Below are 23,132 nucleotides of genomic sequence, written 5' to 3'. Positions count from 1 at the left end.
ACGTTTGCTGCCTTGCTCCCGCAGACATTCGAATGTCGGCTTCGCCCTCACAAGGGCCATGCAGAGCCGGGGAGCGCCATTACTTTGCGTTCCACTCTGCCGTGGTCAGCTTGGCGATGAAGAAGTCGGCCAGAGCGCTAACCTTTGCTGGTCGTGCGCGGGCAGTGGGTGTGACGAAATACAGACCGCCTTCGGGCAAGCGCCAGTCAGTCAAAATCGGTTCAAGCCGACTGTCGGCAAGGTACTGAATCGCAACAAATTCAGGGAGTTCAGCGATCGCAAGTCCCGCAAGGAGCGTGGGCAGCAAAGCTTCCACGCTCGTTCCTCGCAAGGCCCCGGTCGGTGTAACTGCGCATTCCTCGCCACTTTTGTGGGTAAAGCGCCAAACGTCGCGCTTGCTTCTGTTCGTGTAGGTAAGACACTGGTGGGCGCCAAGATCATGCGGGTGCTGGGGACGACCATAACGAGCCAGGTAGGCGGGGGATGCCACGACAAACCGGCGCACGTGTGCGATGTGACGCGCGACGAGTGACGAATCTTCCATGATGGCGATGCGGAGGGCCGCATCGAAGCCTTCTCCAATCAAATCCGCATGAGCATCCGTGAGATGAAGATCCACGGAAATATCCGGATAGGTCCGGAAGAATTCGGGCAGCAGCGGGGCGACCCAGCGGGCGCCAAAAGCGAGCGGCGCGGCGAGCTTGACGAGACCACGCGGTTGGCTTGAGGTCTCACGGGCGAAATCCTCGGCCTCCTCGGCGTCGGCGTAGATTTTCGCCGCTCGTTCAGCGAGCGTGTGGCCATAGTCTGTGAGTGCAAGTCGTCGGGAGGTACGGTTGAACAGTCGGCCTCCCAGCCGCTCTTCAAGGCGGGTAACGGCCCGAGAGACCGTAGCGACCGAGACACCCAAGGCCGTGGCCGCCGCAGCGAACGAACCTTCCTCGGCGACCTTCGCGAACATCGCGAGCCCTTCGAAATCCGGCAGCTTTGACATCGACAATCCTGCAACGATGGTTTTCATTCATTTCCATTTCGAAAAATAGCATGCCGCCGTAGATTTGTCTCATCCCACTCAGGAGAGATAGATCATGGTACGCAGACTCGAAGGAAAAATAGCTGTCGTCACCGGCGGTACGACCGGTATCGGCCTCGCCACCGCCAAGCGTTTCGCAACTGAAGGCGCGCAGGTCTTCGTTACCGGCCGTCGTCTGGCCGAGCTCGATGCAGCCGTTGCCGCGATCGGGCCGAGGGCCACTGGCATCCAGGCGGACTCCGCCAATCTCAGCGATCTCAATCGCCTTTACGAGAGAGTGAAGACAGAGGCAGGTCGTATTGATGTGTTGTTCGTCAATGCTGGTGGCGGCTCAATGCTGCCTTTGGGATCAATCACCGAAGAGCAGTATGACGACACGTTCGGTCGCAACGTAAAGGGCGTGCTCTTCACGGTGCAGAAGGTACTGCCGCTGCTAGTCGATGGTGGCTCAGTGATCCTTACCGCTTCCAACGTCAGCATCAAAGGCACACCAGCGTTCAGCGTCTATAGCGCCTCGAAGGCCGCGGTGCGCAACTTTGCCCGAAGCTGGACGCTCGACCTGAAGTCTCGCGGCATCCGTGTGAACGTCATCAGCCCCGGCCCGATCAAGACGCCCGGCCTAGTTGACCTGGCCGGCCCCGATGCCGCACGGCAGCAAGGTCTGCTCGACTACATGGCCTCGACCGTCCCACTTGGTCGCGTCGGTGATCCCGACGACGTCGCAGGTGCAGCCGTCTTCCTCGCCTCCTCCGATGCGAGCTTCATTGCCGGCACCGAACTCTTCGTCGACGGCGGACAAGCTCAGATTTAACGAGAGGTCCGAGAGCCGCGCAGCGGCTCTCGGACCAGCCACTCATCGCGATGGCGGATGGCCTACTGCATGTGGGCGCCTTCGGTGACGGCCGTATCAGCTTCGACGGTCGCCGCTCGTGAAACATGTCGTGGAGCGGCTTGAGCCGCTCCAGTCCGCCACAATGAAAGAGAAGGTTACGAAAATGATTGAAGTTCTTGCATTCGCTACGCCTAACAGCGTCAAAGTGCCGATAGCACTGGAGGAAATGGGGCTCGACTATCGGCTCGTTCCCGTCAACCTGCGCCAGGGCGAACAGAAGACCGACGCCTTCAAGGCGATGAATCCCAACGCAAAAGTCCCGGTTCTCATCGACCCTTCCGTTCTTGGGGACGGCGATGTGGTCCTGAGCGAATCCGCCGCGATCCTGGTCTACCTTGCAGAAAAGACCGGACAACTTCTTCCGAAGGATGGCCTCCGCCGCGGCAAGGTCTTCGAGCAGCTCTTCTTCCACGCATCCGGCCTCAGCCCGGCATTCCTCCAGGCGTTTCTGGTCGCGATTCAGTCGTCAGCCCAACCCGAGGCCCAAGCGCGCGCGTTAGCGGACGTTGACCGGACGCTGGGCGTGCTCAATCTCGGCCTTGAGCATCATCGGTACGTTGCTGGTGATGCATACAGTGTCGCGGACATCGCCCATTTCGGGTGGGTGTGGCGCCATCAGGCAATTGGCGCGACCCTCGACAAGTTTCCATTCGTCGCTCGTTGGTATGACGAGATTTCGGCTCGACCCGCAGTCGTCACCGCCATCGCAAAGACCTTGGCGCTCGCTCAGTAGTGCGTGCAACGTTCCGTTTTTCAGCCATCTACACAATGCGACTTGGTTCAGTCCGCAGTCGATCACTCAGGACAAGTGTTATGAATGACCGTATCCATGAACTGCTTCATCGCAACCTTCAGGAGGTTTTCGGTGAGGGCGATGCAGCACGTCGTCGCGAGGCCATCGAGGAACTCTACACCGAAGACTGCGTGCTCTACGTGCCACCGGGCACGTTCACCGGGCACGAGGCTCTCGACAAATTCGCCGGAGATCTTCGCGCAACGCACCCGCATTTCGCCTATACGCCGGTCGGCGAACCTCAGGCGCTTCACAATGCCGGTCGCCTGGCCTGGGGCTCCGGACCGCGCGGCGAGGCATCCGACTATACGGGCTTGGATGTGATCATCGTTCGCGACGGGAAGATTGCGGCGCTCTATGTCTTCCTCGATTCCATGCCCTCATAGCCGCGTGGCACGCGAACGGAAGACGTACGGCAGTTCAATTGACTAAACGACCACTTTGTTCCGGCAACGCAACAGCCAAAGGCCGCTGCAGGCTGCCTTGAGCAGGTAATCAGGGAACGGCGGTGACCGGTCGGCCAAAGCCGACCGCCACCCTTTCCTCACCTGACTCATGGCGGCCAGAAAGGGCACCATGGACTGTCAGAATATTCTGCTACACGACGAGACGCCCCTGGCTGTCGGCAACGGTGATGGTCAACTCCATTCCGGCACCAAATCCGAGATAGTCCGCCTCCATCCCGTCGGAGAAGATGACTTGCCCTTCTCTGGCAGACATCTATTTGGAGAACATCATGAGCAAGAAGCTCGAAGTCGAAGTCGCTGCGCCTGACGCGTTCTCGAGGCGACGCACCATACTAAAGGCTGCAGTCGACTTGGGCATGCTGGGTCTGGGTGCGAGCCTGATTGAATTGCCTGAAGCGCACGCGGCGTCGGCGGGTTTTGTGTTGCCGCCTGCCTCGGACGCAGTGACGCCATTCCGAGTTAGCGTTCCTCAGGGTGCAATAGATGACCTCAAGCGCCGTTTGACGTACACACGATGGCCGGAGCGGGAGACCGTCAGCGATTGGACGCAGGGCGTTCCCCTCGAAAAGGCCCAGACACTGATCGCCTATTGGCGCGACAAGTACGACTGGCTTCGGTTCGAGGCTCGTGTCAACGCCTTCCCGCAATATCGCACGCGGATAGACGGACTCGGCATTCATTTCGTTCACGTACGTTCGCCTCACCCGGATGCGCTCCCGATCATTCTCACGCACGGATGGCCCGGATCGTTCGTGGAGTTCATGAAAATCATCGGCCCGCTCAGCGATCCTACGCGCTTCGGTGGGCGTGCCGAAGACGCCTTCCATGTCGTCGTGCCGTCGCTCCCGGGCTTCGCGTTTTCTGATAAGCCGACCGAGACGGGCTGGGATGTCAAACGGATCGCCCGCGCTTGGGCAATGCTGATGCAACGCCTTGGCTACGACCGCTGGGTCGCCCAGGGTGGCGATTGGGGTTCGGGAGTGACGCACGCCGTGGCTCACCAGCGGCCTCAGGGCCTGATTGCAGCCCACGTGAACTGGCAATTCGTTTTCCCGGAGAAGCTGCCGGACAATCCTACGCCTGCTGAACGCAAGGCGATGGACCGGGCGGCATGGTTTGCGAACGAGCAGAGTGGCTACTTTCGCGAGCACGCGACACGCCCGCAGACGATCGGCTATCCTCTTGCAGATTCGGCTGCGGGCCAAGCGCTGTGGATTTATGAGAAGTTTCAGGCGTGGACCGACAATCACGGCAATCCCGAAGATGCGCTGAGCATCGACGCAATGCTCGATAACATCAGCCTCTATTGGTTAACCAACACGGCCGCATAGTCTGCACGCATATACTGGGAAAACACCCGCGGCGGCTTTGGAGGCCCCCCTTCCAGAGGGCGGATCGAATTGCCAATGGCGGCGTCGGTTTTCCCGCACGAGATCTTCTGCCCACCGAAAGCCTGGGCCGAGGCGCTCTGGCCGAACCTCTTTTATTGGAATGAACTCGACAAGGGCGGGCATTTCGCTGCGTTCGAGCAACCAGCGCACTTCACCGATGAGCTGCGAAAGGCCTTCAGGTCACGGCGCACTTAACGATTTAAGTACGGCCTGCGTACGCTACGCTTCGCTGACCCTCCATCGCGACAAACCGTCCAATTACATGTATCACGGAAACCAGTGTTGCCATAGGTCGGCAGCAGTTTGCTCGCCTTGTGCCGCGTAGCGTCTCCAAAAACCGAGGGCGATTTCAGGTTGCGTAACGGCGCGAGCGCCGGCTTAACCTTGGAAGCGGTCGTTGCAGTGGCCCGAATCCGAACGGCGGTTCAGGGTCGTGGAGAGTCGACTGGGTAGCGTCGGGCCGAGGTCCGTTCCCGGCCAGTCTCTGCCGTTCGCCTCTAGTCAAGTCAAAGGCCGAAAGCTCCGGCAAAACGGCCCTTCCGCAGTCAGCGCCTTAGGAGGCCTAGGCCTCCCTGTACTTGGCCGCATGAACCACTTGGCCATTGCGGGGTAGGCCGTCACGTACCTTCCCTCCAGCGCGACAAGCCCAGCAGGTCAAGGGTTGGCCGTCCTTGCCGCAGCTCGTCCATGATCCGCGCCTCCTTGTCGAAGCGCGCCTGCCCCTGTGCCAGGGTCGCCTCGACCTGCGCCGCCGGAATGACGACGACGCCGTCATCATCAGCCACCACCAGGTCGCCCGCGGCTACCGGGGTGCCGGTGAAGCTGAGCGGCTGCCCCACCGACGGGACACTGGCCTTGATTGTTCCGCGCACGGAGATCCCGCGCGAAAACGCTGGGAAGCGCCGAGCGGTCAGTGCCGCGATATCGCGCACGCCGCCGTCGATCACCAGTGCGGCGATGCCGGCCGCCTCGGCCGCGACCGTCAGCACTTCGCCCCAATAGCCTGCCACGAAGCCGCCGGTGGACACGACCAGGATGCTGCCGCGCGGCGCCTTCTCCATCGCGACGTGAATGGCCAGGTTGTCGCCCGGTGCGCATTCCAGCGGGTAAGCGGGACCAGCAACCGACGCGCCCGGCCAGATGGTGCGGACCAGCGGATCGACCGCGCTGGTGGGCAGGCCCGAGGCTTCGTAGAGCGTGGACGAGCCCAGCTTGCGCGCCAGTGCAAGGCTGGCGTCGCTGTAGGTGGTGTGGGATGCGGTCATCATGCTTTCCTTTGCAGCGTGTGGTAGCCCAGCGCTTCGCGCGCCTGGCCCAGGGTCTTGCCTTGCGCGATCTGTGCGCGGATCTGGGCTTCTACGCCTTCGATCTGCCGCGCGACGTCTGCCACTTCTCGGGCACGTTCACGCGGTACCGCCACGACACCGTTAGCGTCCGCCACCACGATGTCGCGCGCGGCCACGCGGGCGGTGCCGATGGAGACCGGCACGCCCACGGCCTCCACCTGCACACGATCCTTGCCGGTGCGCATGAAGCGGCCTTTGGTGAACAGCGGGTAGCCGTCACCCAGCGCCTTGGAGACGTCGCGGCAGACACCGTCGATGACGGTGGCGCCGATCCGGCGCAGGCCGGCGTACTGGGTCATGATGTCGCCCCACACCGTGCAGTCGGTGCGGCCGTCGTTATCGATCACGATGACGTCGCCCTCGGCAACCTCATCGATAAAGTCGCCGACCGACCCGGCCGGCGTGGTCGCCGACACGTACTTGACAGTGAATGCCGGGCCGACGACCGTGCCCTTGTAGTTGTCCAGCGGCGCGATGCCCAGGCATTGGCCGGGCAGGCCCAGCTTGTCCATGGCATCGGATACGCCCGGCGTGTCCAGCCCCTCGAACAGGGCGACCAGTTCCTTGTCTTCTGCGCGCATGGCGGGTGCGTTCATTTCGTGCCTCCTTGATTGATGGCTTCAAACTCTTTGTCGTGCATGACTTCCGCGACCGGGCGGCCGGTGCGCACCGCGGCCACCATGCCGTCCTGACGGCGCGCGATGCGTTCGCCAAGGTCGAGCACCTCTTCGATGCGCGCGGCCGGCACGAACACCGCGCCGCAGCGGTCGGCGATCACGTAGTCGTCCTGCTGCACCGTCACGCCTCTGACCTGCACCGGCTCGCCAGAGCCAGTCTGGATCACGCGGTTGCGCGCGCTGATCATGGTGATGCCGCGGCCGTAGACCGGGTAGTCGATCGACTCGCTGCCCTCGATGTCGCGGCTGTAGCCGTCGATGACAGAACCCCTGATCTTCTTCGCACAGGCCGCATTGGCGAGGATGTCGCCCCAGCACGAGATGCCATCGACACCGCCCGCGATCACGAGTACGCGGTCATCGGTGTCGACCGCGTCAATTACCGGCGAAATCAGGTGCACCGTGGGCTTGGCATCGGTCTTGGGCCCGAGCTGGATTGTGCTGGCGCGGCCCACGATCTTCGGGCAGTCCCACAGCGGCAGCAGGCCATGCGTGGCACCGGGCAATCCCAGGAAATCGAGCGCGTCGGAGACCGTATTGGTGTCGAGCGCGGCAAGGCGCTCAAGCAAGGAAGGCTGTTTCATTTGATGAATCCCTCAAAAATTGGTGATGCCATGCGGCAAGCCGCTGTGGCTTCAGCGCCAGAGCTTGAGCGCCGCGGGCGCGCCATCGAGCTGAACGCGCTCGCCGCTGTCGGCCAGCGTGCCGCCCATGTTCCGGTAAAGGCGTATCTGTCGATTGGCGGCGTCCTGCACCAGCACCGCGCTGCCGTCCGGCGTAAAGGCATGGCCTTGCAGCCATTGCCCGCCAGCGAGCTGCGCGGCCGGCCGCAGACGGCCGCCTTCGATGCTGAACAGGCGATAGCGCGCGGTGCCATGGAAGGCCGACGCCTGCGGCTTGTTGCTGCCATCGATGACGGTCACGCCGACCGAGCGCCCGTCGGGCGAGAAGAAAATCCCTTCCGGCGTCTGCCCCACGGTGACGGTATCGACCACGCGAGGCGGTTGCGCCCGCAGGTCGATGAGGCTGATCGTGTCGGCGTCGCCCTGCCCCGCGCCGAGGTTGGTCACTGCGGCCCACGCGCCGTCCGGCGACACGTCGAGTCCATAAGGACGCAGGCCGGCATACAGCTCGCGCTGGTCGAGCGTGACCGAGCGGCCGTCGATGGCCAGCAGGCTGACACGGTTATCGCCATCGCGGCTCACGAGGGCACGGCGGCTATCGGGCAGGAAGGCGACGTGCGCCGGGCCTGACTTGTCGCCGAGCTGTAGCTTGCCGACGGCCTGCACCCGCTCCCCCTCGATAGCGAGCACGGAGACGGAGCCCTCGGTGCGATTGGCGACCAGCGCCAGCGTACCGGCCCGGTTGATCGAGATGCCGGATGCGCCGCCGCCGGTGCGCACGTTGCCGATGACGCGCGGCGCGGAGCCGCCGCCGGGATCCAGCGCCACCACTGACACGAGGTCGAAGGTGGCGACCTTGGTCGCGTCCGAAGGGTCGCGTCGCGTCGCCGCGCTGACCAGCGCCAGGCGGCCGCCGGGGGCGATGGCGATGGAGCTAGGCGGCCCGACCAGCGAGGTCGGCATGTCGATCTGCTGCGCCACGCGCAGGCGTCCATCGGCAAGCTCGACGACGGCCAGGGTGTCTCCCGCGTTGCGGACCACGGGCTTGCCGTCGACCAGGCCAGCGCGGCCGTCCTGCACGGAGAGGAAGTAGGCGATTGGCTTCGGCGCCACGGGTGTACCGGCGCACGCGGCGAGCGTGCCGGCAACGGCGGCGGCCAGCGTGCAGCGCAGGAGGAATGACTGAGCGTTGGTCATGGTCATACGCCTGCGCTTCACTCGACGCTCGCGCCCGAGAGCTTGACGAGCTTGCCCCACTTGTCGATTTCCTGGTCGAGGATCTTCTTGAACTCGGCCGGCGTATTGCCTACCGGCGTGGAGCCCTGGTCGGCCAGCGTCTTGCGGAAGGTCGGATCCTGCGTCACCTTCTGGATCGCCGCGGCCAGCTTGTCGACCACGGCCTGCGGCGTCGCCGCGGACGCGAACACGCCGTTCCAGAGCGTCACCTCGAATCCCGGCAGCACCTCGCCGACTGCGGGCACGTTGGGCAGGCGCGACGAGCGGCCCTTGGTCGTGACGCCGAGCGCGCGCAATTTGCCGCTGTCGATGAACGGCAGGACCTCCACCATGGGCGAGAACACCGCCTGGATCTGGCCGCCGATCAGGTCGGCATTGGCCGGCGCACCGCCCTTATAGGGAACATGGAGCATTTCGGCATGGGCCATGCTGTTGAACAGCGCCCCGGACAAGTGCGACGCCGTGCCGTTGCCGGCGGAACCGTAGCTGACGGGACCCTTTTTCTGCCGGACGTACTCAACGAACTCCTGCAGCGTCTTGGCAGGCACGGTGGTGTTGATCGTGAGCACGTTCGGGATCAACGCCACCTGCGACACGGGGATCAGGTCCTTGCGCAGGTCGAAACCCATGTTCTTGTAAAGCGTGACGTTGGTGGCGATCGTGCTGGTGGCCATCAGCAGTGTGTAGCCGTCCGGCACCGCCTTGGCCACGTAGGCGGCGCCGATGTTGCCGCCGGCTCCGGCCCGGTTTTCCACGATGACCTGCTGTTTCAGTTCCTTGCCGAGCTTGTCGGCGAGCAGGCGCGCGGTGGAATCGGTGCTGCCGCCGGCAGCCAGTGGTACGACGAGCGTGATCGGCTTTTTCGAAGGCCAGTCGTTGGCATGGGCCGAGAAGGTCGCAAACGCCGCGCAGGCGGCAACAGCGACGTGGAAGAAACGTCGGGTCATGGTTGTCTCCGGTAATAGTTTTATTTGCGCTGCTGCGTGTGATCAGCGCGATCGAACTGGATGCGTTATGCCGCCGAGGCCGGGGGCGTGACTTCGTGCTGCCTCGCTTTGGTGGTTACCGCGACGATGCCGGCATCCGCATCCATCTCGATAAAATCCCCGGTGGAAATGGCAAGCGTGGGATCCTGATCCAGTCCGGCGACCACCGGGATATTCCCGATAATCGCGCCGATCGTGGTGATCGCTTCGGGAGTCACCTGTACGAAGGCGACCGGGGCGGTGCCGCGCGACACCATGTCGTAAATCTTGTACGAGCCGCCGGTGGAGCCTTTCCCCGTAAGGAACACCAGCACCTTGCCGGCAATATTGACGCCCTCCAGCTCATGGCCGGGCTCGGTGACGATGCCGGTCATGTTGTCGACCCCGCCATTGAAGCTGATCGCTTCCTTGGTGACGACAGCCTCTCCGCTGGCCTTGCCCGTGACGATCTTGCGTCCCTTCAGAACGAATTGATGGGTCGTCATGCTGATTACCTCCAGACGCCGGCAATTGCGGCCTTCATTACGCGATCCAGATTTCCATAGTGGGTAAGGAGTCCAAACTGGCCGGGCGCATAAAATGCCATCTTTGCCGAGTTGGTGGTGAGGGTCTTGTATCCCTTGTTCGGCGCAATGACCCGGCTGCGGGCCAGGAACGGGCAGGTTTCCCGCACCACGGTGCCGCCGGCATCCTCGATCGTCTTGATGTAGCCAACCCGTTCGGCCATGGCGTACATAGCGCCTGCCGTGGTGACCCAGAGTGAGACATCAGGATGGACTTTCTTGCCCTCCAGGGCTTCCGCCACTTCCCGAATTTCCTGCACGGAAGCATTCGGACAGCCGACCAGGATCCAGTCCACATGGTCGGATGGCTCCTTGTTCAAGGCAGCCTCTGCCTGCGCCTTCTCTGCCTCGCCGAACACAAGGACCTTCTCCGGCTCGCTGCCGCCGAATGCGTCTTCCAGCGTGGGCGCCTCGGGTGTCACACCAACCGCATGGAACATGCTCACCGACGCGGAAGCCGCCAGCGCAGCGCTCAGCGCCTTGAACTGTTCCAGCGTCGGGTCCGAAGGAATGCCCGTAAACACCGGGGTATCCTGCCCTGCGATCTTGCCGGCGAAATAACCGAGCGTCCCGTAGTCGGTCATGTCATTGAGCGGCGTCTCCACCTTGACGAGAAACTTGCCGTAACGGTTTTCCTTCAGATGGAAACCATACTCGGGGGTCCGGCCGGTAAGAGCCGAGGCAAGCCCGCTCGGCCCCCCTTCCCGATTGGTCCGGGCGCCGCAAACCGAGTTGGCGAACACGACGGCTGATGACTCCCCCCATGCCATATGCTCGCCAAAGCGCGGCAGGTTCCCTACCAGGTAAGGAATGCAGGTATTGCAGGTATTGGCGCCCATCCCGGCATAGGCATCGGTCAGCCGCGTCTGCAGGACACTGTCCGATTCGGGAATGCCGATCTCCTGCCACTGCGTGGGATCGACAGCCGTAGGATTGGTTGTGACCCGGGTGACAAACGTACCGCCCTGCTTGCGGATATCTTCAACGAACCTCGTACCGGCTTCCTCGGCGACCAGCACCGAGGAACCCGCCATATGCACGTTGTTGACCGGAACAAGCCTTGCGGCCCCAAAGCTCTCGCCGAGGGCCACCAGGATCTCCATGGCCTTCTTGACGGCGAGGCCCTTGTCCCCATTCAACATCCCGGTTTCTTCTTCAGTCAGCAACATACCTGTGTCTCCATGCTGGAAGCCCGAGTCGCTTTTGCGGCGGTACTGGGGCGGAATCGATGCATTCATTCTGGTACGCGATCCCGATCAAAAAAAGCGATAAATTGGAATTGGTATACATTCCATGAATCGATGCAAAGGAAGTTGGAGGAAAGCGCCGTGATGACGTTCAAGCAACTGGAGGCGGTCTATTGGGTGGTGCAGCTCGGCGGCTTCGCGCAAGCCGCGAACAAGATGCACACCACGCAATCGGCCGTATCGAAGCGAGTGCAGGAGCTGGAGGCACTGTTCGAGACGCCCTTGTTCGATCGCTCGTTGCGATCGGCGCGGCTGACTGAAAAGGGAGAGGAGATGTTCCTGCTGGCCAAGCGGCTGCTCGAGCAGCGCGACGCGGCGGTCGAACAGTTCCAGCGCCCGGAGATACTCGAGCGTCACGTCCGAATCGGGGTCACCGAACTTACGGCGATGACCTGGCTACCGCGCCTGGTGAGCGCGATCCAGGCCAGTTATCCGCGAGTGATCATTGAGCCGCACGTCGACGTAAGCGTTGTGCTTCGCGACAAGCTGCTGGCCGACGAGGTTGACCTGATGATCGTCCCCGATGTGTTCAGCGACCAGCGCTTCCTGTCGACGCGCGTAGGGGTCGTCGAAAATGCGTGGATGTGCAAGCCCGGACTGGTAGGCCGTCGCCATCGGCTGCGCATGCATGAGTTGGCTGCGCATCGGCTGCTGACGCAGGATGACCGTTCAGGGACTGGCCAGCTCTACAACCGCTGGCTGCGGTCGATTGGCGTGAATCAGGAGAACACGCTGTTCAGCAACAGCGTGGTTGCCATCATCGGCCTCACGGTCTCGGGCATGGGAATCAGCTACCTGCCCAGGAAGTGCCTTGCACCGATGGTCGATTCTGGTGCGCTGGAGGTTCTTACGGTGAGTCCCGCGCTGCCACCGGCGCCGTATGCCGCCATCTGCAAGAGCGAAAGGAAGAGCATGCTTGTATCGGCCATTGTCACGCTGGCGCAGAAGACCTGCGACTTCGGCCAGATGTTCCAGACGGGGTGAACGACGCCCTGGATCGACGGAAGTCCGGCGGGGAATCGCTGCTACGTGGGCTTGGGCATTGCAGAGTTCTGAGTCAAGCCCCTTCTTTGCGGCGTTCGCCACCCAAATCCGCACCTCTCGAACGGGTTTCCACTTCGGAAAATAGCGAACGTCGGTTTAGAGATTGAAAACAGCCGCTAGCCTAGAACGGTCGAACGGCAGAGACGGGTCGGGAAGAGACTGCCGGACTCGCCGAGCGCCCTAACCTCCGGTGGCAAGTCTGAGCTAGAGTTCAAGTCCAATCGTCGCCGGTTGGCGCAAGGCCAATTTGATTGGCCGTCAGATAGGGACCCAATTCGGGAAATTCGACCAGGGGGCTTATCATACCCGCGGACATCAGATGGGCGCGATCATCGAAAATCGCGACGTTAGGCCCACCCGCCAGGCGCGGTTGGGAATACAAGCCATCGATCCGAGGAAATGCCGCATCCATCGCCGAAGGTTCGGGCCAAGGTACTCGGTGACCGAAAACACTCGAGCGTCCATGCCAAGTGCAGTCAGCGGACCGGTAAGATCAGCGAGCACGAGAGGCCGGCGATCAGCCACGGCGAGCCGGCAAATGCATCGGCTCCGCAGTTCATGTTCATCGAGCAGTAACGGCAGACGTTGTCCTTGACAGCCCTCCCGAATTACCGCTTCGGCCATGCATGAAAGGACGCCGAACCCGCCGCCGGCCGCATCGAACCGGTAATGGATCACGCCCGGTGCGCGGCGGTTGTAGTAAATCGGGTCCAGGTGCGCGCGGTGGGTTCGCCAGAGCGCTACCCGCTCGAGATCTTGCGTCTTTGTGGCGAGCCGTCGGTTGGCCAAGTCGGCCGGCAGCAGCGGACACCCCAAATCTTCTGCGCTAAAGGTCATGCCGCCCTGCTCGTCGCGGTACCGTGCGTCGATGAGCCGCACACGGCGTCAATCGGGTGGGTCGCTGCATCGGCGATCCAATCCGCCGGCATGCGTCCCGCCAGACCTTCTTGCGGGCGATTCAGGAAATTATGGATCACCCAACTGCTTGCGCCGGCAGTCACAAACGGTACACCCCACGTTCGCGGCCGGCATTCTACGACCAGCCGATTCTGGCAAGCCGGGCGCCTGCCGCGGAGGGCATAATCCGGCGAGTGGCGTTCGTTACATGGCGCAGTCCCGCCTGTTGATCTGGACCGCGCACCTGCGTGCGACGTGCCGAGCCGGCATTGTTATCCAGCAGCCTTGCAACCAGGGCAAGCATCTCTGCTGGGCGGCTTGGCCTTGCCGTCCGATGCGTCAAAGGCGTGGATTGCGAAGCACGCGTGGCGCGCGACAAATGCGCCTCATGCGGCACATATATCGCGCCGTGAAAGGGGAGCAACCCCGCTGATGCCATTGCAAGCGAATGTGCCAAATTGTGACCGAGGTAGCACGAGTGCCCGATGTCCTTTCGCGGAACGGCGCAGGCTTGCCCCTTGAAATTTGGGTGGCCAATTACTATTTTATTTTCGCTCAGGCAGTCGCGACCATTGCGCACTGCGTGTTTCTGTTTGTTTGCCAGCGGCTTGGCAGGTGGATGGGAGCGCGTATGCCCCTTCGCCTCCTTGCTGCGTCGAAGGAGGATACGACCATGAGCGATCTTTTCTTTGGAACCGACCTCTTCAGCGAACTCGACCGGATGCAAAGGCAGATGGCGAGTTTGTTCGGCGGCTTCCCATCTAGCATCCGCTCCGGCCGCTTCGGGGCATTTCCCCCCGTCAATATCGGCGCCACGGACGATTCCATCGAGATTGTCGCGTTCGCACCGGGGCTCAAGCCAGACCAGTTCGAGGTGTCGATCGACAAGGGCTTGCTGACCATCAGCGGCGAGCGCGAAGCGGCGCAAGCGGAGGACGATCCCGAGGTCCGGCTGTACGCGCAAGAGCGATTCACCGGCACGTTCCGGCGTGTGGTCGAATTGCCGCAGAGCGCCGACCCCGACAAAGTCCAGGCGCGCTATGCCAATGGCTGCCTGTCTATCAGTGTTGGCAAGCGCGAAGCGTCAAAGCCCCGCGCGATCACGGTCCAGTAACGCCAGGAGAAAGCCATGAACGACACTACCCAAATGGTTGAGCGCAACCAGAACGCGGTGGCAAAGAGCCAGGAGGACAGGTCGACGCCGACGATGACCCTGCTTCCCGCGGTCGACATCGTCGAGGACAGCAACGGCGTCACCCTCTGGGCCGACCTTCCGGGCGTGACGAAGGACAAGCTCGAGGTGAATGTCCACGACGGCAACCTCCATATTGAGGCGGAAGCGGTCGTGCCCACCCCCGCCGGATTGCGGGTACAGCACGCGGAAATCCGGCAGCCGCACTTTGCGCGCGCGTTTTCACTGAGTGCCGACCTTGATGCATCGAAGATCGAGGCGAACCTGCAGGACGGCGTGCTCAAGCTGACGATCCCGCGTCGCGACGAAGCGCGTCCACGCCGCATTGCAGTGAACGTGGCGTGAGTTGCCGTCGCCGCCGGGTATCGGTGGCGTCCGTAAGGGCGCCACCTGTACCCGCGGAGAGTGCTGGACATATGTCGGATCGAATGCAAGTCGACAGGAGAGCAAGATGAAGACGGAACTGGGCAAGTGGAAGCCGTTCAAGTTCCTGCGGAGAGCCACAGCCGACAAGCCATCCAGAGAAGCGTCGTCACCCAATGTCCCGGCACCCAAGGACCGGCCGCCAGACTGGCCGGATGTTTCGCGGTTATTTTCCGGCGAGCCCTGGCGGGCGATGAGCGAATTCCTGCATGAACCGTTCGCGGGCTTCAGCGGCCTGGATCGATGGTTCGGTGACTTCAGTTCGTCGCGCTTCCAGCCGCGGATCGATGTGGTCGATGATGGCACGGCGCTGAGGATCACGGCGGAGCTGCCCGGTATGGATCGCGAGGACCTGCAGACCACCATCGAAGATGGCGCGCTGGTGTTACGGGGTGAGAAGAAGCAGGACATTCGGAGCGAGGAAAACGGCTGCTACCGACTGGAGCGGGCATACGGCGCCTTCATGCGCAGTATTCCGCTTCCAGATGGCGTCGACCTCGATCACGTCGAGGCGAAGTTCGACCGCGGTGTATTGACGCTGCGTCTACCGAAAACCGGCGCGTCGCAGTCTGCGGTGAGGAAGATCGATGTGAAGTGAGCGGAAAATGGCGAACTGCGTCAAGGGCATAGACTCGCGTGAGCCTGCTGCGCTCCGCCGGGATATTCATGCTGGCTATGCAAGGTAGCGCCTCAGCGGTCCCTTTCTGGCATAGGCGGCGCTCGGGACGCGCGGTGCTGGCTTGTGACCCTGCAGCGAATCCGCGTGCGACGCTGAGGTCTTGAAATCGCCGGACTGGCCTCCGCGGCAAACGCTTCCCCAGATGGAGACTTCGATGGAATTCGATTCTGAGTGGGTAACGCTAGGTAGGCATCGGGTGCGGCTCAAGTGCACGCGCGGCTTTCCTACCGAGCGGACGCGGCGCGTGGCGGAGTGGGTCACAATCGCGATCGATAACAACCTCAGCGCGCGGGCCCGGTTGGTGGACGTCACGGCGCAAGGCGATGCTTACGTGATCAGCATCGGCACGACGTTCGAAAAGGACAGAGAGGCGGCCCCCCACCTGGAAGTGGCCCTTGCCACGATGTTCGGCTTGGCGCTCGAGCAGGTCACGATTGACGTTGTCGTCGTCAGTCAAACAGAATTGGATACGCATTTTGGCGTGTATGAGCGGATGCTGGCAGAGAAGCTCGGTGCCGTGCCGCCCATTCAGTGAAGCGCCAGAATCGGGCTTCTGGGCCAGTGACGCTTGTGCCGCGAATCCAGGCATCGGCGTTAAGGCTCTCAAGCACGAACAGTGTCAGGACTGGTTGGCCCGTCAAGCTCATGATCACAGTGATTGGATGAGGAGCAAGGCTATGAACATCCGTCCACTACACGATCGCGTCATCGTCAGACGTCTGGACGCAGAACACAAGACGGCCGGCGGTATTGTCATCCCCGAAACTGCCGCCGAAATGCCGGACCAGGGCGAAGTCCTGGCCATCGGCCCCGGCAAGCGCCTGGGCGATGGCCGTGTCAGTGCGCCGAGCGTGAAGATCGGCGAGCGCGTGCTATTTGGCAAGTATACGGGCACCACCGTCAAGCTTGAAGGCGAGGAGGTGCTGGTCATGCGTGACGAGGACATTCTGTGCGTCGTCGAATAGAGGAAGGAACAGAAGGCTAGAGTCTCGCGAGGAGTCTCATCATGGCAGCCAAGGAGATCCAGTTTCAGGAGTCCGCGCGCCGCCGCATCGTGGCGGGTGTCAACCTGCTGGCCAACGCGGTCAAGGTCACGCTCGGTCCCAAGGGGCGTAATGTGGTCCTCGAGCGATCGTTCGGGGCCCCGCTGATCACCAAGGATGGCGTGTCGGTCGCCAAGGAAATCGAGCTGCGCGACAAATTCGAGAACATGGGGGCCCAGTTGGTCAAGCAGGTTGCGGCCAAGACTTCCGACGTGGCCGGTGACGGCACCACGACCGCCACCGTGCTGGCCCAGGCGATGGTTCAGGAAGGCATGAAGGACGTGGTGGCGGACCTGAACCCGATCGATCTGAAGCGCGGCATGGACCTGGCCGTGGGCGCGGTGGTCGAGGCGCTGCGCAAGCTGAGCCGGCCCTGCACCACGAGCAAGGAGATCGGCCAGATCGGCGCAATCTCCGCCAACGCCGATGAGGCGATCGGCAAGATCATCGCTGACGCGATGGCCAAGGTCGGCAAGGACGGGGCCATCACGATCGAAGACGGCAAGTCGCTGGAGAGCGAGCTTGAGGTGGTCGAAGGCATGCAGTTCGATCGCGGCTATCTTTCCTCGTACTTCATCAACCAGCCCGAGAAGCAATCCGTCATGCTCGAAGAGCCGTATATCCTGCTGCATGACAAGAAGATCTCGGCGATTCACGACCTGCTGCCGGTGCTCGAGGCCGTGGCCAAGACCGGCAAGCCGTTGCTCGTCCTGGCCGAAGACGTGGAAGGCGAGGCGCTTGCGACCCTCGTCGTCAACTCTCTGCGCGGCACCTTCAAGGCCGCCGCGGTGAAGGCACCAGGCTTCGGCGACCGGCGCAAGGCCATGCTGGAAGACATTGCCATCCTGACCGGCGGCACGGTGATCGAGGAACAGACGGGCAAGCAGCTCAAGCATGTCGTGCTGGAGGATCTGGGGCACGCCAAGCGCGTCGAAATTGAGAAGGAGAACACGACCCTCGTTGGCGGCGCGGGCGAGCGCGCGGCAGTCGAAGCCCGCATCAAGGCCATCCGGCGGCAGATCGACGAGGCCACCAGCGACTACGACAAGGAGAAGTTGCAGGAGCGGGTGGCCAAGCTGGCCGGTGGCGTGGCGGTGATCCGGGTTGGCGCCGCCACCGAGGTCGAAATGAAGGAGAAGAAGGCGCGCGTTGAAGACGCCCTGCACGCCACGCGGGCCGCGGTTGAGGAAGGCATCGTGGCGGGCGGCGGCGTCGCGCTGCTGCGCGCCCGCGCCCAGCTTGCTCCGCTCCACGGCGCCAACGCCGACCAGGAAGCCGGCATCCGAATCGTGCTGCGTGCCCTGGAGGAGCCGCTGCGGCAGATCGCGGCCAACGCCGGCGAGGAAGCGTCGGTGGTGCTAAGCCGGGTCCTCGGACATGACGGCAACTTCGGCTGGAATGCGGCCACCGGTGAGTATGGCGACCTGTTTGAGATGGGCGTGATTGACCCGACCAAGGTGACCCGCACCGCACTGCAGAACGCCGCATCGGTCGCCGGGCTGATTCTGACCACGGACGCGACTGTGGTAGAGATGCCGAAAGACCACGGGAAAGCCGCTGCGGTGTCACCGGAGCCGGAGTATTGACAGGACACGCAAGGCGTGTGGCCGGTCGCATGCGGTTGTGGATTTACAGAGAGTTTCCAACCAGGGCAGCGCCAGGCGCTTGGACATCATGAGCAAGATCATCGGGATTGACCTCGGCACCACGAACTCGTGTGTGGCGCTGATGGAAGGCAACCAGATCAAAGTGATCGAGAACTCCGAAGGCTCGCGCACGACCCCGTCGATCGTCGCCTATGTGAACGACGGCGAAATCCTCGTCGGCGCACCCGCCAAGCGACAGGCCGTCACGAATCCAAAGAACACGCTGTTTGCCGTCAAGCGGCTGATCGGCCGCCGCTACGAGGAAAAGGAAGTGCAGAAGGACATTGGCCTGATGCCCTTCACGATCTTGAAGGCCGACAACGACGACGCGTGGGTCGAAGCGCAAGGCCAGAAGCTCGCCCCGCCGCAAGTCTCGGCCGAGGTGTTGCGCAAGATGAAGAAGACCGCCGAAGACTACCTCGGCGAGCCCGTCACCGAAGCCGTCATCACGGTGCCCGCCTACTTCAACGACAGCCAGCGCCAGGCGACGAAGGATGCTGGCCGCATCGCCGGCCTAGATGTCAAGCGGATCATTAACGAACCGACCGCGGCGGCGCTCGCGTTCGGCCTGGACAAGAAGGAATGCCGCGACCGCAAGATCGCCGTATTCGACCTCGGCGGCGGCACCTTCGACATCTCCATCATCGAGATCGCCAACGTGCAAGGCGAGAAGCAATTCGAAGTGCTGTCGACGAACGGTGATACGTTCCTGGGCGGGGAAGACTTCGACCAGCGCATCATCGACTACATTACCGGCGAATTCAAGAAAGACCAGGGGGTTGACTTGTCGCGCGATGTGCTGGCGCTGCAACGCCTGAAGGAAGCCGCGGAGAAGGCCAAGATCGAGCTCTCGTCGAGCCTGCAGACGGAAATCAGCCTACCATACATCACTGCCGACGCCAGCGGACCGCGGCATTTGAACCTGAAGCTCACGCGTGCCAAGCTTGAATCGCTGGTCGAAGACCTGGTCGAGCGGACGATGGAGCCATGCCGCATCGCCATCAAGGACGCCGATGTATCGGTGGAAAAGATCGACGACGTGATTCTGGTGGGCGGCATGACCCGAATGCCCAGGGTGCAGGAGAAGGTCAAAGCCTTCTTCGGCCGCGAGCCGCGCAAGGATGTCAACCCCGACGAGGCGGTGGCGGTGGGTGCGGCGATCCAGGGTGCGGTGCTCACCGGTGAGCGCAAGGACGTGCTGCTGCTCGACGTCACCCCGCTGTCGCTCGGGATCGAGACCCTGGGCGGGGTGATGAGCAAGATGATCACCAAGAACACCACCATCCCGACCAGGCTCTCCCAGATATTCTCCACTGCCGAGGACAACCAGGCGGCGGTGACCATCAAGGTCTACCAGGGCGAGCGCGAGGTGGTCACAGGTAACAAGATGCTGGGCGAGTTCAACCTGGAGGGCATTGCACCGGCGCCGCGCGGCATGCCGCAGATCGAGGTGACGTTCGACATCGACGCCAATGGCATTCTGCACGTGTCGGCCAAGGACAAGGCCACCGGCAAGGAGAACCGGATCACCATCAAGGCCAACTCCGGACTGTCGGAAGGCGAGATCCAGCGCATGGTGCAGGACGCCGAGGCCCACGCCGACGAAGACCGTCGGCAACGGGAGTTGGTCGATGCGCGCAACCACGGCGACGCACTGGCGCACAGTTCGCGCAAGGCGCTAGCCGAATACGGCGAGAAGCTGGACGCGGGCGAGAAGGAGAAGATCGAATCCGCAATCAAGGACCTTGAGGCGGCACTGAAGACCTCCGACAAGGCGGGGATCGAGGCCAGGGCGCAGGCCCTCGCCACGGCCTCGCTTAAACTCGGTGAAACGGTCTATGCGGACGGTCAGGCGCAGGCAGGCACCGGCTCCGATCGCGCCGCAGACGCGAAAGAGGCGAGCGCCGAGAAGAATGACGAGGACGTGGAGGATGTTGAGTTCAAAGACGCGGGCGCCAAGTAGTAAGTCGGCCGACGTCTCGGTCAACCTTGGTGTGCCCTCAAGAAACGGCTTTTTTTCGTACGTTTGCGGCCTCTGTCGGTGTTTCTTGTAATGACTTCGCGGCCGGCAGCCGTCAGGAAACCGCACATCAGTGGGTTCCTACGGCCAACAGATCATCCACGATGCGGCTGACACCGACTGGAATCCGGTTCTCCTGCCAGACCTCTTAGTGGAGGATACGATGAACACCGATCCGAAAAAGTGGAATCTCTTCAAGTTCCTTCGCGGGGTGGCCCGCAAGTCCGATGCGGACAACCTGGAAAGCCCGCCGGCGAGCGAACAGTGGCGTGCCTCCTGGCCTGACATTCCGCGACTGTTCTCACGCGAACCGTGGCGCGTAATGGAGGAGTTCTTTCATGACCCGTTTGCCGGCCGTGGTGCGCTCGATCGATGGTTTGGCGACTTCAGTTCATCGCGCTTCCAGCCGCGCATCGACGTGGTCGACGAAGGGCAGGTACTGCGCGTGACCGCCGAATTGCCAGGGATGCAGCGCGAAGACCTGAACGTGAGCGTCGAGGACGGGGCGATCGTGCTGCGCGGCGAGAAAAAACAGGACGTGCGCAGCGACGAAGATGGCTGCTACCGGCTAGAGCGCGCCTATGGAAGCTTCGTGCGCACGATTCCCATGCCGGAAAGCGCCGATCCCGATCACACCCTGGCAAAGTTTGACAACGGTGTGCTCACGTTGACGGTGCCGAAATCGGAGCCGGCGCGATCCGCGAGTCGCACGATCGATATTGGCTAGGACAAGCAGGCAAGAAGTGTCTTGGTTGCGGGCGGATATCGTGCGAGCCGGGCCGTTAGCAGAGCAGTGGACTTTTGATCCGGACATTACAACTTTGCCGCTACAACCATTTCGCGCGGACCGGGCGTTATAATAGCCGAGAGATTTGCTAAGTACGGGATTCCCGGTCGGAGACAGCTTGCGATAGAGTTGGGTCGGACTCAAGTGAGCCTTGCTGAGCAAGACCGCTCGCGAATTGTGGCACAGCGTACCGAGCTTGCCCAGACCGACAGCCGACGCAAAGGTAACGCGAGCAGCGGCGATTTATTTTAGGTACAGTCAGTGACCGGTATGCCAATCCTCGACCGTCACTTGCGCGACGCGGGCGAATTCCCGGATATTGTGCGTCACGAGAACTGACGGGCTGCACACAGTTCACCCTCTATCGACTAAAGCATCGATTGGGTCAAGAAATTGGCGGGGTGGCCGTCAATATGGGACTCCACTCCCTCCCTGCGCCATGCGTTACATGCCTATCCGATACCGGCACCTCGCCATCCTAGCCTGCGACCGCGATGCCTGGCGGGATCGGGCGGGACGACGCTTTGACGTGGAAGGTCTCATTCGGGCATGCGTTCCGGGTGCCGCCACTTGCGATCCAAGCGTTGTGGCCGACGCGACCCGGGAGTGGTTTGATAGTTTCGACGACGGCATTCCGACATGGCGCCTGGCATCGCAAGATCGATAAGAAGGCCCGCACCAGGGGCTACCGCACTTGGCCAGCCTCCGCGGCCGAGACAGCGTGACTGCCGCCAGCGTCGGCAACCGGCCAGTAGCTGTCGTTGGATAAAGCCCGATTCTACGGCTGAGGTTGAAGCGAGAACGGTCATCTGGGCAAGTTCGGTGCGCTGCGCTGCCAGACCTGGCTTCGAGTACAAGCTCCTTCGCGGGTGCGACTAAGCGCCAGCGAGCAGCAAAGTACCTCCGGCCTTCATACCGATCGTCATATAGCAGCTACCGTTTGGGCGGTCAGGGACGGTAAATCCACGGATCCATCGCTGGTTCGCATGGACGCCCACGCGAGCAGGTCTGTCGAGATCAGTCATGGTGTACGAAGTCCTGGGCCCCCTTTGAGGAAAGCTTATATTCTCAGCGCAGGCCTGAAATATGGCGCAAAAGGCTTTAATGTAGATATATCTACATCATTGAAATACGAGTTATGGGCTCCTAACATGCGCTCATGACTGCGTTCACCGATTCCTGGGCTTTGCTGATCGTCACGCTACCAACCTCCGGCGCCACCGCCCGGATGCGGATCTGGCGCGCGATCAAGACAATTGGCTGCGCCGCACTGCGTGACGGCGCCTATCTGTTGCCTGCAGGCGATGAGCAGATCGCCCAGTTACGCGAGCTTGCCAACGAGGCCCGACAGGAAGACGGCCAGGCCTGGCTACTGAATGTCCGCGCTGCCAATCCGGAAGAAGAAACCGCTTTCCAGGCGATGTTCAACCGCAGCGCTGACTATGCCGAACTGCAGGCTGCCCTGTCAGATGCGCGCAAGTCGCTTTCCGATCAAAGCAGCGCCGAACTCAATCGCCTGCTGCGCCGTCACGGGCGTGCCTGCGAATCGATCCGCACGATCGACTTCTTCCCCAATGAGGCGTCGACCCGCGCTGAAGCCCAATGGAATGACTTCTGCCGCGCCATCGAGACCATCCAGTCTCCGGGCGAACCACAGGCGCTCACGCGAGCAATCGCTCGTCGGGATCCTGCTCAGTATCAAGGGCGGCTTTGGGCCACGCGCCGCCACCTGTGGGTGGACCGCGTGGCAAGCGCCTGGCTGATCCAGCGCTTCATCGATCCCCACGCCCGGTTCCTGTGGCTGGAAAGCCCCGCATATTGCCCTGACGATGCGCTGGGCTTCGACTTCGAGGGCGCGATCTTCACGCATGTGGGCGAGCGCGTTTCCTTTGAAGTGCTGCTGTCGAGCTTCGCCCTCGAATCCGACCGCGGGCTCAGCCGGCTCGGCACAATGGTCCACGCGCTGGACATTGGCGGCATTTCGGTACCGGAAGCCAGCGGCTTTGAAGCGATGCTGGCCGGCGCACGAGCACGCCTCGCGGACGACGACGCTCTGCTGGCAGAAATCGGCATGGTGCTGGATTCGCTTTACGCACACTTCTCGGCCAACAAGAAGTCTTAGTTTCCACTTCCTCCCTACGGGATCC

Annotated in this window: 22 protein-coding genes and 1 pseudogene; 14 read left to right on the top strand and 9 right to left on the bottom strand. The window is 62.4% G+C overall.

All coding sequences use genetic code 11. The features are described from left to right. Positions 1-79: 79 nt before the first annotated feature. Positions 80-994, bottom strand: a complete 915-nt coding sequence (locus K307_RS02000; RefSeq protein WP_042881068.1) for a LysR family transcriptional regulator — start codon at positions 992-994, stop codon at positions 80-82. Between the two features lie 94 nt (positions 995-1,088). Between K307_RS02000 and K307_RS01995 the strand changes: the two genes are divergently transcribed. The 4 genes and pseudogenes from K307_RS01995 (at position 1,089) to K307_RS01980 (ending at position 4,771) form a co-directional block, all read left to right on the top strand. Next, a complete protein-coding gene (locus K307_RS01995; protein WP_042875995.1) occupies positions 1,089-1,844 on the top strand; it encodes an SDR family NAD(P)-dependent oxidoreductase in 756 nt (251 codons plus the stop codon). 163 nt (positions 1,845-2,007) lie between these two features. Beyond that, a complete protein-coding gene (locus tag K307_RS01990) occupies positions 2,008-2,658 on the top strand; it encodes a glutathione S-transferase family protein (RefSeq protein ID WP_230625413.1) in 651 nt (216 codons plus the stop codon). A gap of 80 nt (positions 2,659-2,738) precedes the next feature. Next, positions 2,739-3,104: a nuclear transport factor 2 family protein gene (locus K307_RS01985; RefSeq protein ID WP_042875993.1), complete on the top strand. Its 366-nt coding sequence runs from the start codon at positions 2,739-2,741 to the stop codon at positions 3,102-3,104. 437 nt (positions 3,105-3,541) lie between these two features. After that, positions 3,542-4,771: pseudogene (locus tag K307_RS01980) on the top strand (epoxide hydrolase family protein). 422 nt (positions 4,772-5,193) lie between these two features. Here the strand turns inward: K307_RS01980 and K307_RS01975 are convergent. From K307_RS01975 to K307_RS01945, 7 genes are all read right to left on the bottom strand, one after another. After that, a complete protein-coding gene (locus K307_RS01975; RefSeq protein ID WP_155301029.1) occupies positions 5,194-5,844 on the bottom strand; it encodes an RraA family protein in 651 nt (216 codons plus the stop codon). Next, the gene (locus K307_RS01970) at positions 5,841-6,503 is read right to left on the bottom strand and encodes an RraA family protein (RefSeq protein WP_042881065.1); all 663 of its coding nucleotides are present in this window, start codon (positions 6,501-6,503) and stop codon (positions 5,841-5,843) included. Before K307_RS01970 ends, K307_RS01975 begins: the two co-directional genes overlap by 4 nt. A gap of 11 nt (positions 6,504-6,514) precedes the next feature. Further along, positions 6,515-7,183 (bottom strand): RraA family protein, encoded by a 669-nt coding sequence (locus K307_RS01965; protein WP_042875990.1) that lies wholly within the window; start codon positions 7,181-7,183, stop codon positions 6,515-6,517. A gap of 51 nt (positions 7,184-7,234) precedes the next feature. Then, positions 7,235-8,419 carry a YncE family protein gene (locus K307_RS01960; RefSeq protein WP_051974571.1) on the bottom strand — a complete coding sequence of 395 codons (1,185 nt, stop codon included), beginning with the start codon at positions 8,417-8,419 and terminating at the stop codon, positions 7,235-7,237. A gap of 17 nt (positions 8,420-8,436) precedes the next feature. Then, a complete protein-coding gene (locus K307_RS01955) occupies positions 8,437-9,405 on the bottom strand; it encodes a tripartite tricarboxylate transporter substrate binding protein (protein WP_042875988.1) in 969 nt (322 codons plus the stop codon). A 65-nt stretch (positions 9,406-9,470) separates the two neighbouring features. Continuing rightward, positions 9,471-9,929 (bottom strand): aconitase X swivel domain-containing protein, encoded by a 459-nt coding sequence (locus K307_RS01950; RefSeq protein ID WP_042875986.1) that lies wholly within the window; start codon positions 9,927-9,929, stop codon positions 9,471-9,473. Positions 9,930-9,934: 5 nt separating this feature from the next. Beyond that, positions 9,935-11,176, bottom strand: a complete 1,242-nt coding sequence (locus tag K307_RS01945; RefSeq protein ID WP_042875984.1) for an aconitase X — start codon at positions 11,174-11,176, stop codon at positions 9,935-9,937. Positions 11,177-11,338: 162 nt separating this feature from the next. Between K307_RS01945 and K307_RS01940 the strand changes: the two genes are divergently transcribed. Further along, on the top strand, positions 11,339-12,238 hold the full coding sequence (locus K307_RS01940) for a LysR family transcriptional regulator (protein WP_042881062.1): 900 nt from the start codon (positions 11,339-11,341) through the stop codon (positions 12,236-12,238). A gap of 375 nt (positions 12,239-12,613) precedes the next feature. On the opposite strand, the gene K307_RS01935 is transcribed toward K307_RS01940, so the two are convergent. Then, complete coding sequence (locus K307_RS01935) at positions 12,614-13,135, bottom strand: hypothetical protein (RefSeq protein WP_230625411.1); 522 nt, start codon at positions 13,133-13,135, stop codon at positions 12,614-12,616. 733 nt (positions 13,136-13,868) lie between these two features. Between K307_RS01935 and K307_RS01930 the strand changes: the two genes are divergently transcribed. The 9 genes from K307_RS01930 to K307_RS01890 all read left to right on the top strand — a co-directional run bounded on the left by K307_RS01930 (position 13,869) and on the right by K307_RS01890 (position 23,107). Continuing rightward, a complete protein-coding gene (locus K307_RS01930; RefSeq protein WP_042875982.1) occupies positions 13,869-14,309 on the top strand; it encodes an Hsp20/alpha crystallin family protein in 441 nt (146 codons plus the stop codon). A 15-nt stretch (positions 14,310-14,324) separates the two neighbouring features. After that, positions 14,325-14,732 (top strand): Hsp20/alpha crystallin family protein, encoded by a 408-nt coding sequence (locus K307_RS01925; protein ID WP_042875981.1) that lies wholly within the window; start codon positions 14,325-14,327, stop codon positions 14,730-14,732. A gap of 106 nt (positions 14,733-14,838) precedes the next feature. Further along, a complete protein-coding gene (locus K307_RS01920) occupies positions 14,839-15,408 on the top strand; it encodes an Hsp20/alpha crystallin family protein (RefSeq protein ID WP_042875979.1) in 570 nt (189 codons plus the stop codon). A 235-nt stretch (positions 15,409-15,643) separates the two neighbouring features. Beyond that, positions 15,644-16,024, top strand: a complete 381-nt coding sequence (locus K307_RS01915) for a hypothetical protein (RefSeq protein ID WP_042875977.1) — start codon at positions 15,644-15,646, stop codon at positions 16,022-16,024. Between the two features lie 142 nt (positions 16,025-16,166). Then, the gene (locus K307_RS01910; RefSeq protein WP_042875976.1) at positions 16,167-16,454 is read left to right on the top strand and encodes a co-chaperone GroES; all 288 of its coding nucleotides are present in this window, start codon (positions 16,167-16,169) and stop codon (positions 16,452-16,454) included. 41 nt (positions 16,455-16,495) lie between these two features. Beyond that, positions 16,496-18,118 (top strand): chaperonin GroEL, encoded by a 1,623-nt coding sequence (gene groL, locus K307_RS01905; RefSeq protein ID WP_042875974.1) that lies wholly within the window; start codon positions 16,496-16,498, stop codon positions 18,116-18,118. An 88-nt stretch (positions 18,119-18,206) separates the two neighbouring features. Beyond that, entirely contained in the window at positions 18,207-20,141 is a 1,935-nt protein-coding gene (gene dnaK / locus K307_RS01900; RefSeq protein ID WP_042875972.1) for a molecular chaperone DnaK, read from the top strand. A 220-nt stretch (positions 20,142-20,361) separates the two neighbouring features. After that, positions 20,362-20,925, top strand: coding sequence for an Hsp20/alpha crystallin family protein (locus tag K307_RS01895; protein ID WP_042881061.1), 564 nt, complete (start codon positions 20,362-20,364; stop codon positions 20,923-20,925). A gap of 1,219 nt (positions 20,926-22,144) precedes the next feature. Continuing rightward, on the top strand, positions 22,145-23,107 hold the full coding sequence (locus K307_RS01890) for a chromate resistance protein ChrB domain-containing protein (protein WP_042875971.1): 963 nt from the start codon (positions 22,145-22,147) through the stop codon (positions 23,105-23,107). Positions 23,108-23,132: the final 25 nt, after the last annotated feature.

The organism is Cupriavidus necator A5-1 (assembly GCF_000744095.1).
GTDB lineage: Bacteria > Pseudomonadota > Gammaproteobacteria > Burkholderiales > Burkholderiaceae > Cupriavidus > Cupriavidus necator_A.
The sequence above is the reverse complement of the archived record's forward strand: the minus strand, read 5'-3'. Positions and strand labels throughout refer to the sequence as shown.

What these genes read in the sequence shown, in the direction of transcription:
- K307_RS02000 (WP_042881068.1), bottom strand. Translation starts at nt 994, where the DNA reads ATGTCAAAGCTGCCGGATTTCGAAGGGCTCGCGATGTTCGCGAAGGTC.
- K307_RS01995 (WP_042875995.1), top strand. Translation starts at nt 1,089, where the DNA reads ATGGTACGCAGACTCGAAGGAAAAATAGCTGTCGTCACCGGCGGTACG.
- K307_RS01990 (WP_230625413.1), top strand. Translation starts at nt 2,008, where the DNA reads ATGAAAGAGAAGGTTACGAAAATGATTGAAGTTCTTGCATTCGCTACG.
- K307_RS01985 (WP_042875993.1), top strand. Translation starts at nt 2,739, where the DNA reads ATGAATGACCGTATCCATGAACTGCTTCATCGCAACCTTCAGGAGGTT.
- K307_RS01975 (WP_155301029.1), bottom strand. Translation starts at nt 5,844, where the DNA reads ATGATGACCGCATCCCACACCACCTACAGCGACGCCAGCCTTGCACTG.
- K307_RS01970 (WP_042881065.1), bottom strand. Translation starts at nt 6,503, where the DNA reads ATGCGCGCAGAAGACAAGGAACTGGTCGCCCTGTTCGAGGGGCTGGAC.
- K307_RS01965 (WP_042875990.1), bottom strand. Translation starts at nt 7,183, where the DNA reads ATGAAACAGCCTTCCTTGCTTGAGCGCCTTGCCGCGCTCGACACCAAT.
- K307_RS01960 (WP_051974571.1), bottom strand. Translation starts at nt 8,419, where the DNA reads ATGACCAACGCTCAGTCATTCCTCCTGCGCTGCACGCTGGCCGCCGCC.
- K307_RS01955 (WP_042875988.1), bottom strand. Translation starts at nt 9,405, where the DNA reads ATGACCCGACGTTTCTTCCACGTCGCTGTTGCCGCCTGCGCGGCGTTT.
- K307_RS01950 (WP_042875986.1), bottom strand. Translation starts at nt 9,929, where the DNA reads ATGACGACCCATCAATTCGTTCTGAAGGGACGCAAGATCGTCACGGGC.
- K307_RS01945 (WP_042875984.1), bottom strand. Translation starts at nt 11,176, where the DNA reads ATGTTGCTGACTGAAGAAGAAACCGGGATGTTGAATGGGGACAAGGGC.
- K307_RS01940 (WP_042881062.1), top strand. Translation starts at nt 11,339, where the DNA reads ATGACGTTCAAGCAACTGGAGGCGGTCTATTGGGTGGTGCAGCTCGGC.
- K307_RS01935 (WP_230625411.1), bottom strand. Translation starts at nt 13,135, where the DNA reads ATGACCTTTAGCGCAGAAGATTTGGGGTGTCCGCTGCTGCCGGCCGAC.
- K307_RS01930 (WP_042875982.1), top strand. Translation starts at nt 13,869, where the DNA reads ATGAGCGATCTTTTCTTTGGAACCGACCTCTTCAGCGAACTCGACCGG.
- K307_RS01925 (WP_042875981.1), top strand. Translation starts at nt 14,325, where the DNA reads ATGAACGACACTACCCAAATGGTTGAGCGCAACCAGAACGCGGTGGCA.
- K307_RS01920 (WP_042875979.1), top strand. Translation starts at nt 14,839, where the DNA reads ATGAAGACGGAACTGGGCAAGTGGAAGCCGTTCAAGTTCCTGCGGAGA.
- K307_RS01915 (WP_042875977.1), top strand. Translation starts at nt 15,644, where the DNA reads ATGGAATTCGATTCTGAGTGGGTAACGCTAGGTAGGCATCGGGTGCGG.
- K307_RS01910 (WP_042875976.1), top strand. Translation starts at nt 16,167, where the DNA reads ATGAACATCCGTCCACTACACGATCGCGTCATCGTCAGACGTCTGGAC.
- groL (WP_042875974.1), top strand. Translation starts at nt 16,496, where the DNA reads ATGGCAGCCAAGGAGATCCAGTTTCAGGAGTCCGCGCGCCGCCGCATC.
- dnaK (WP_042875972.1), top strand. Translation starts at nt 18,207, where the DNA reads ATGAGCAAGATCATCGGGATTGACCTCGGCACCACGAACTCGTGTGTG.
- K307_RS01895 (WP_042881061.1), top strand. Translation starts at nt 20,362, where the DNA reads ATGAACACCGATCCGAAAAAGTGGAATCTCTTCAAGTTCCTTCGCGGG.
- K307_RS01890 (WP_042875971.1), top strand. Translation starts at nt 22,145, where the DNA reads ATGACTGCGTTCACCGATTCCTGGGCTTTGCTGATCGTCACGCTACCA.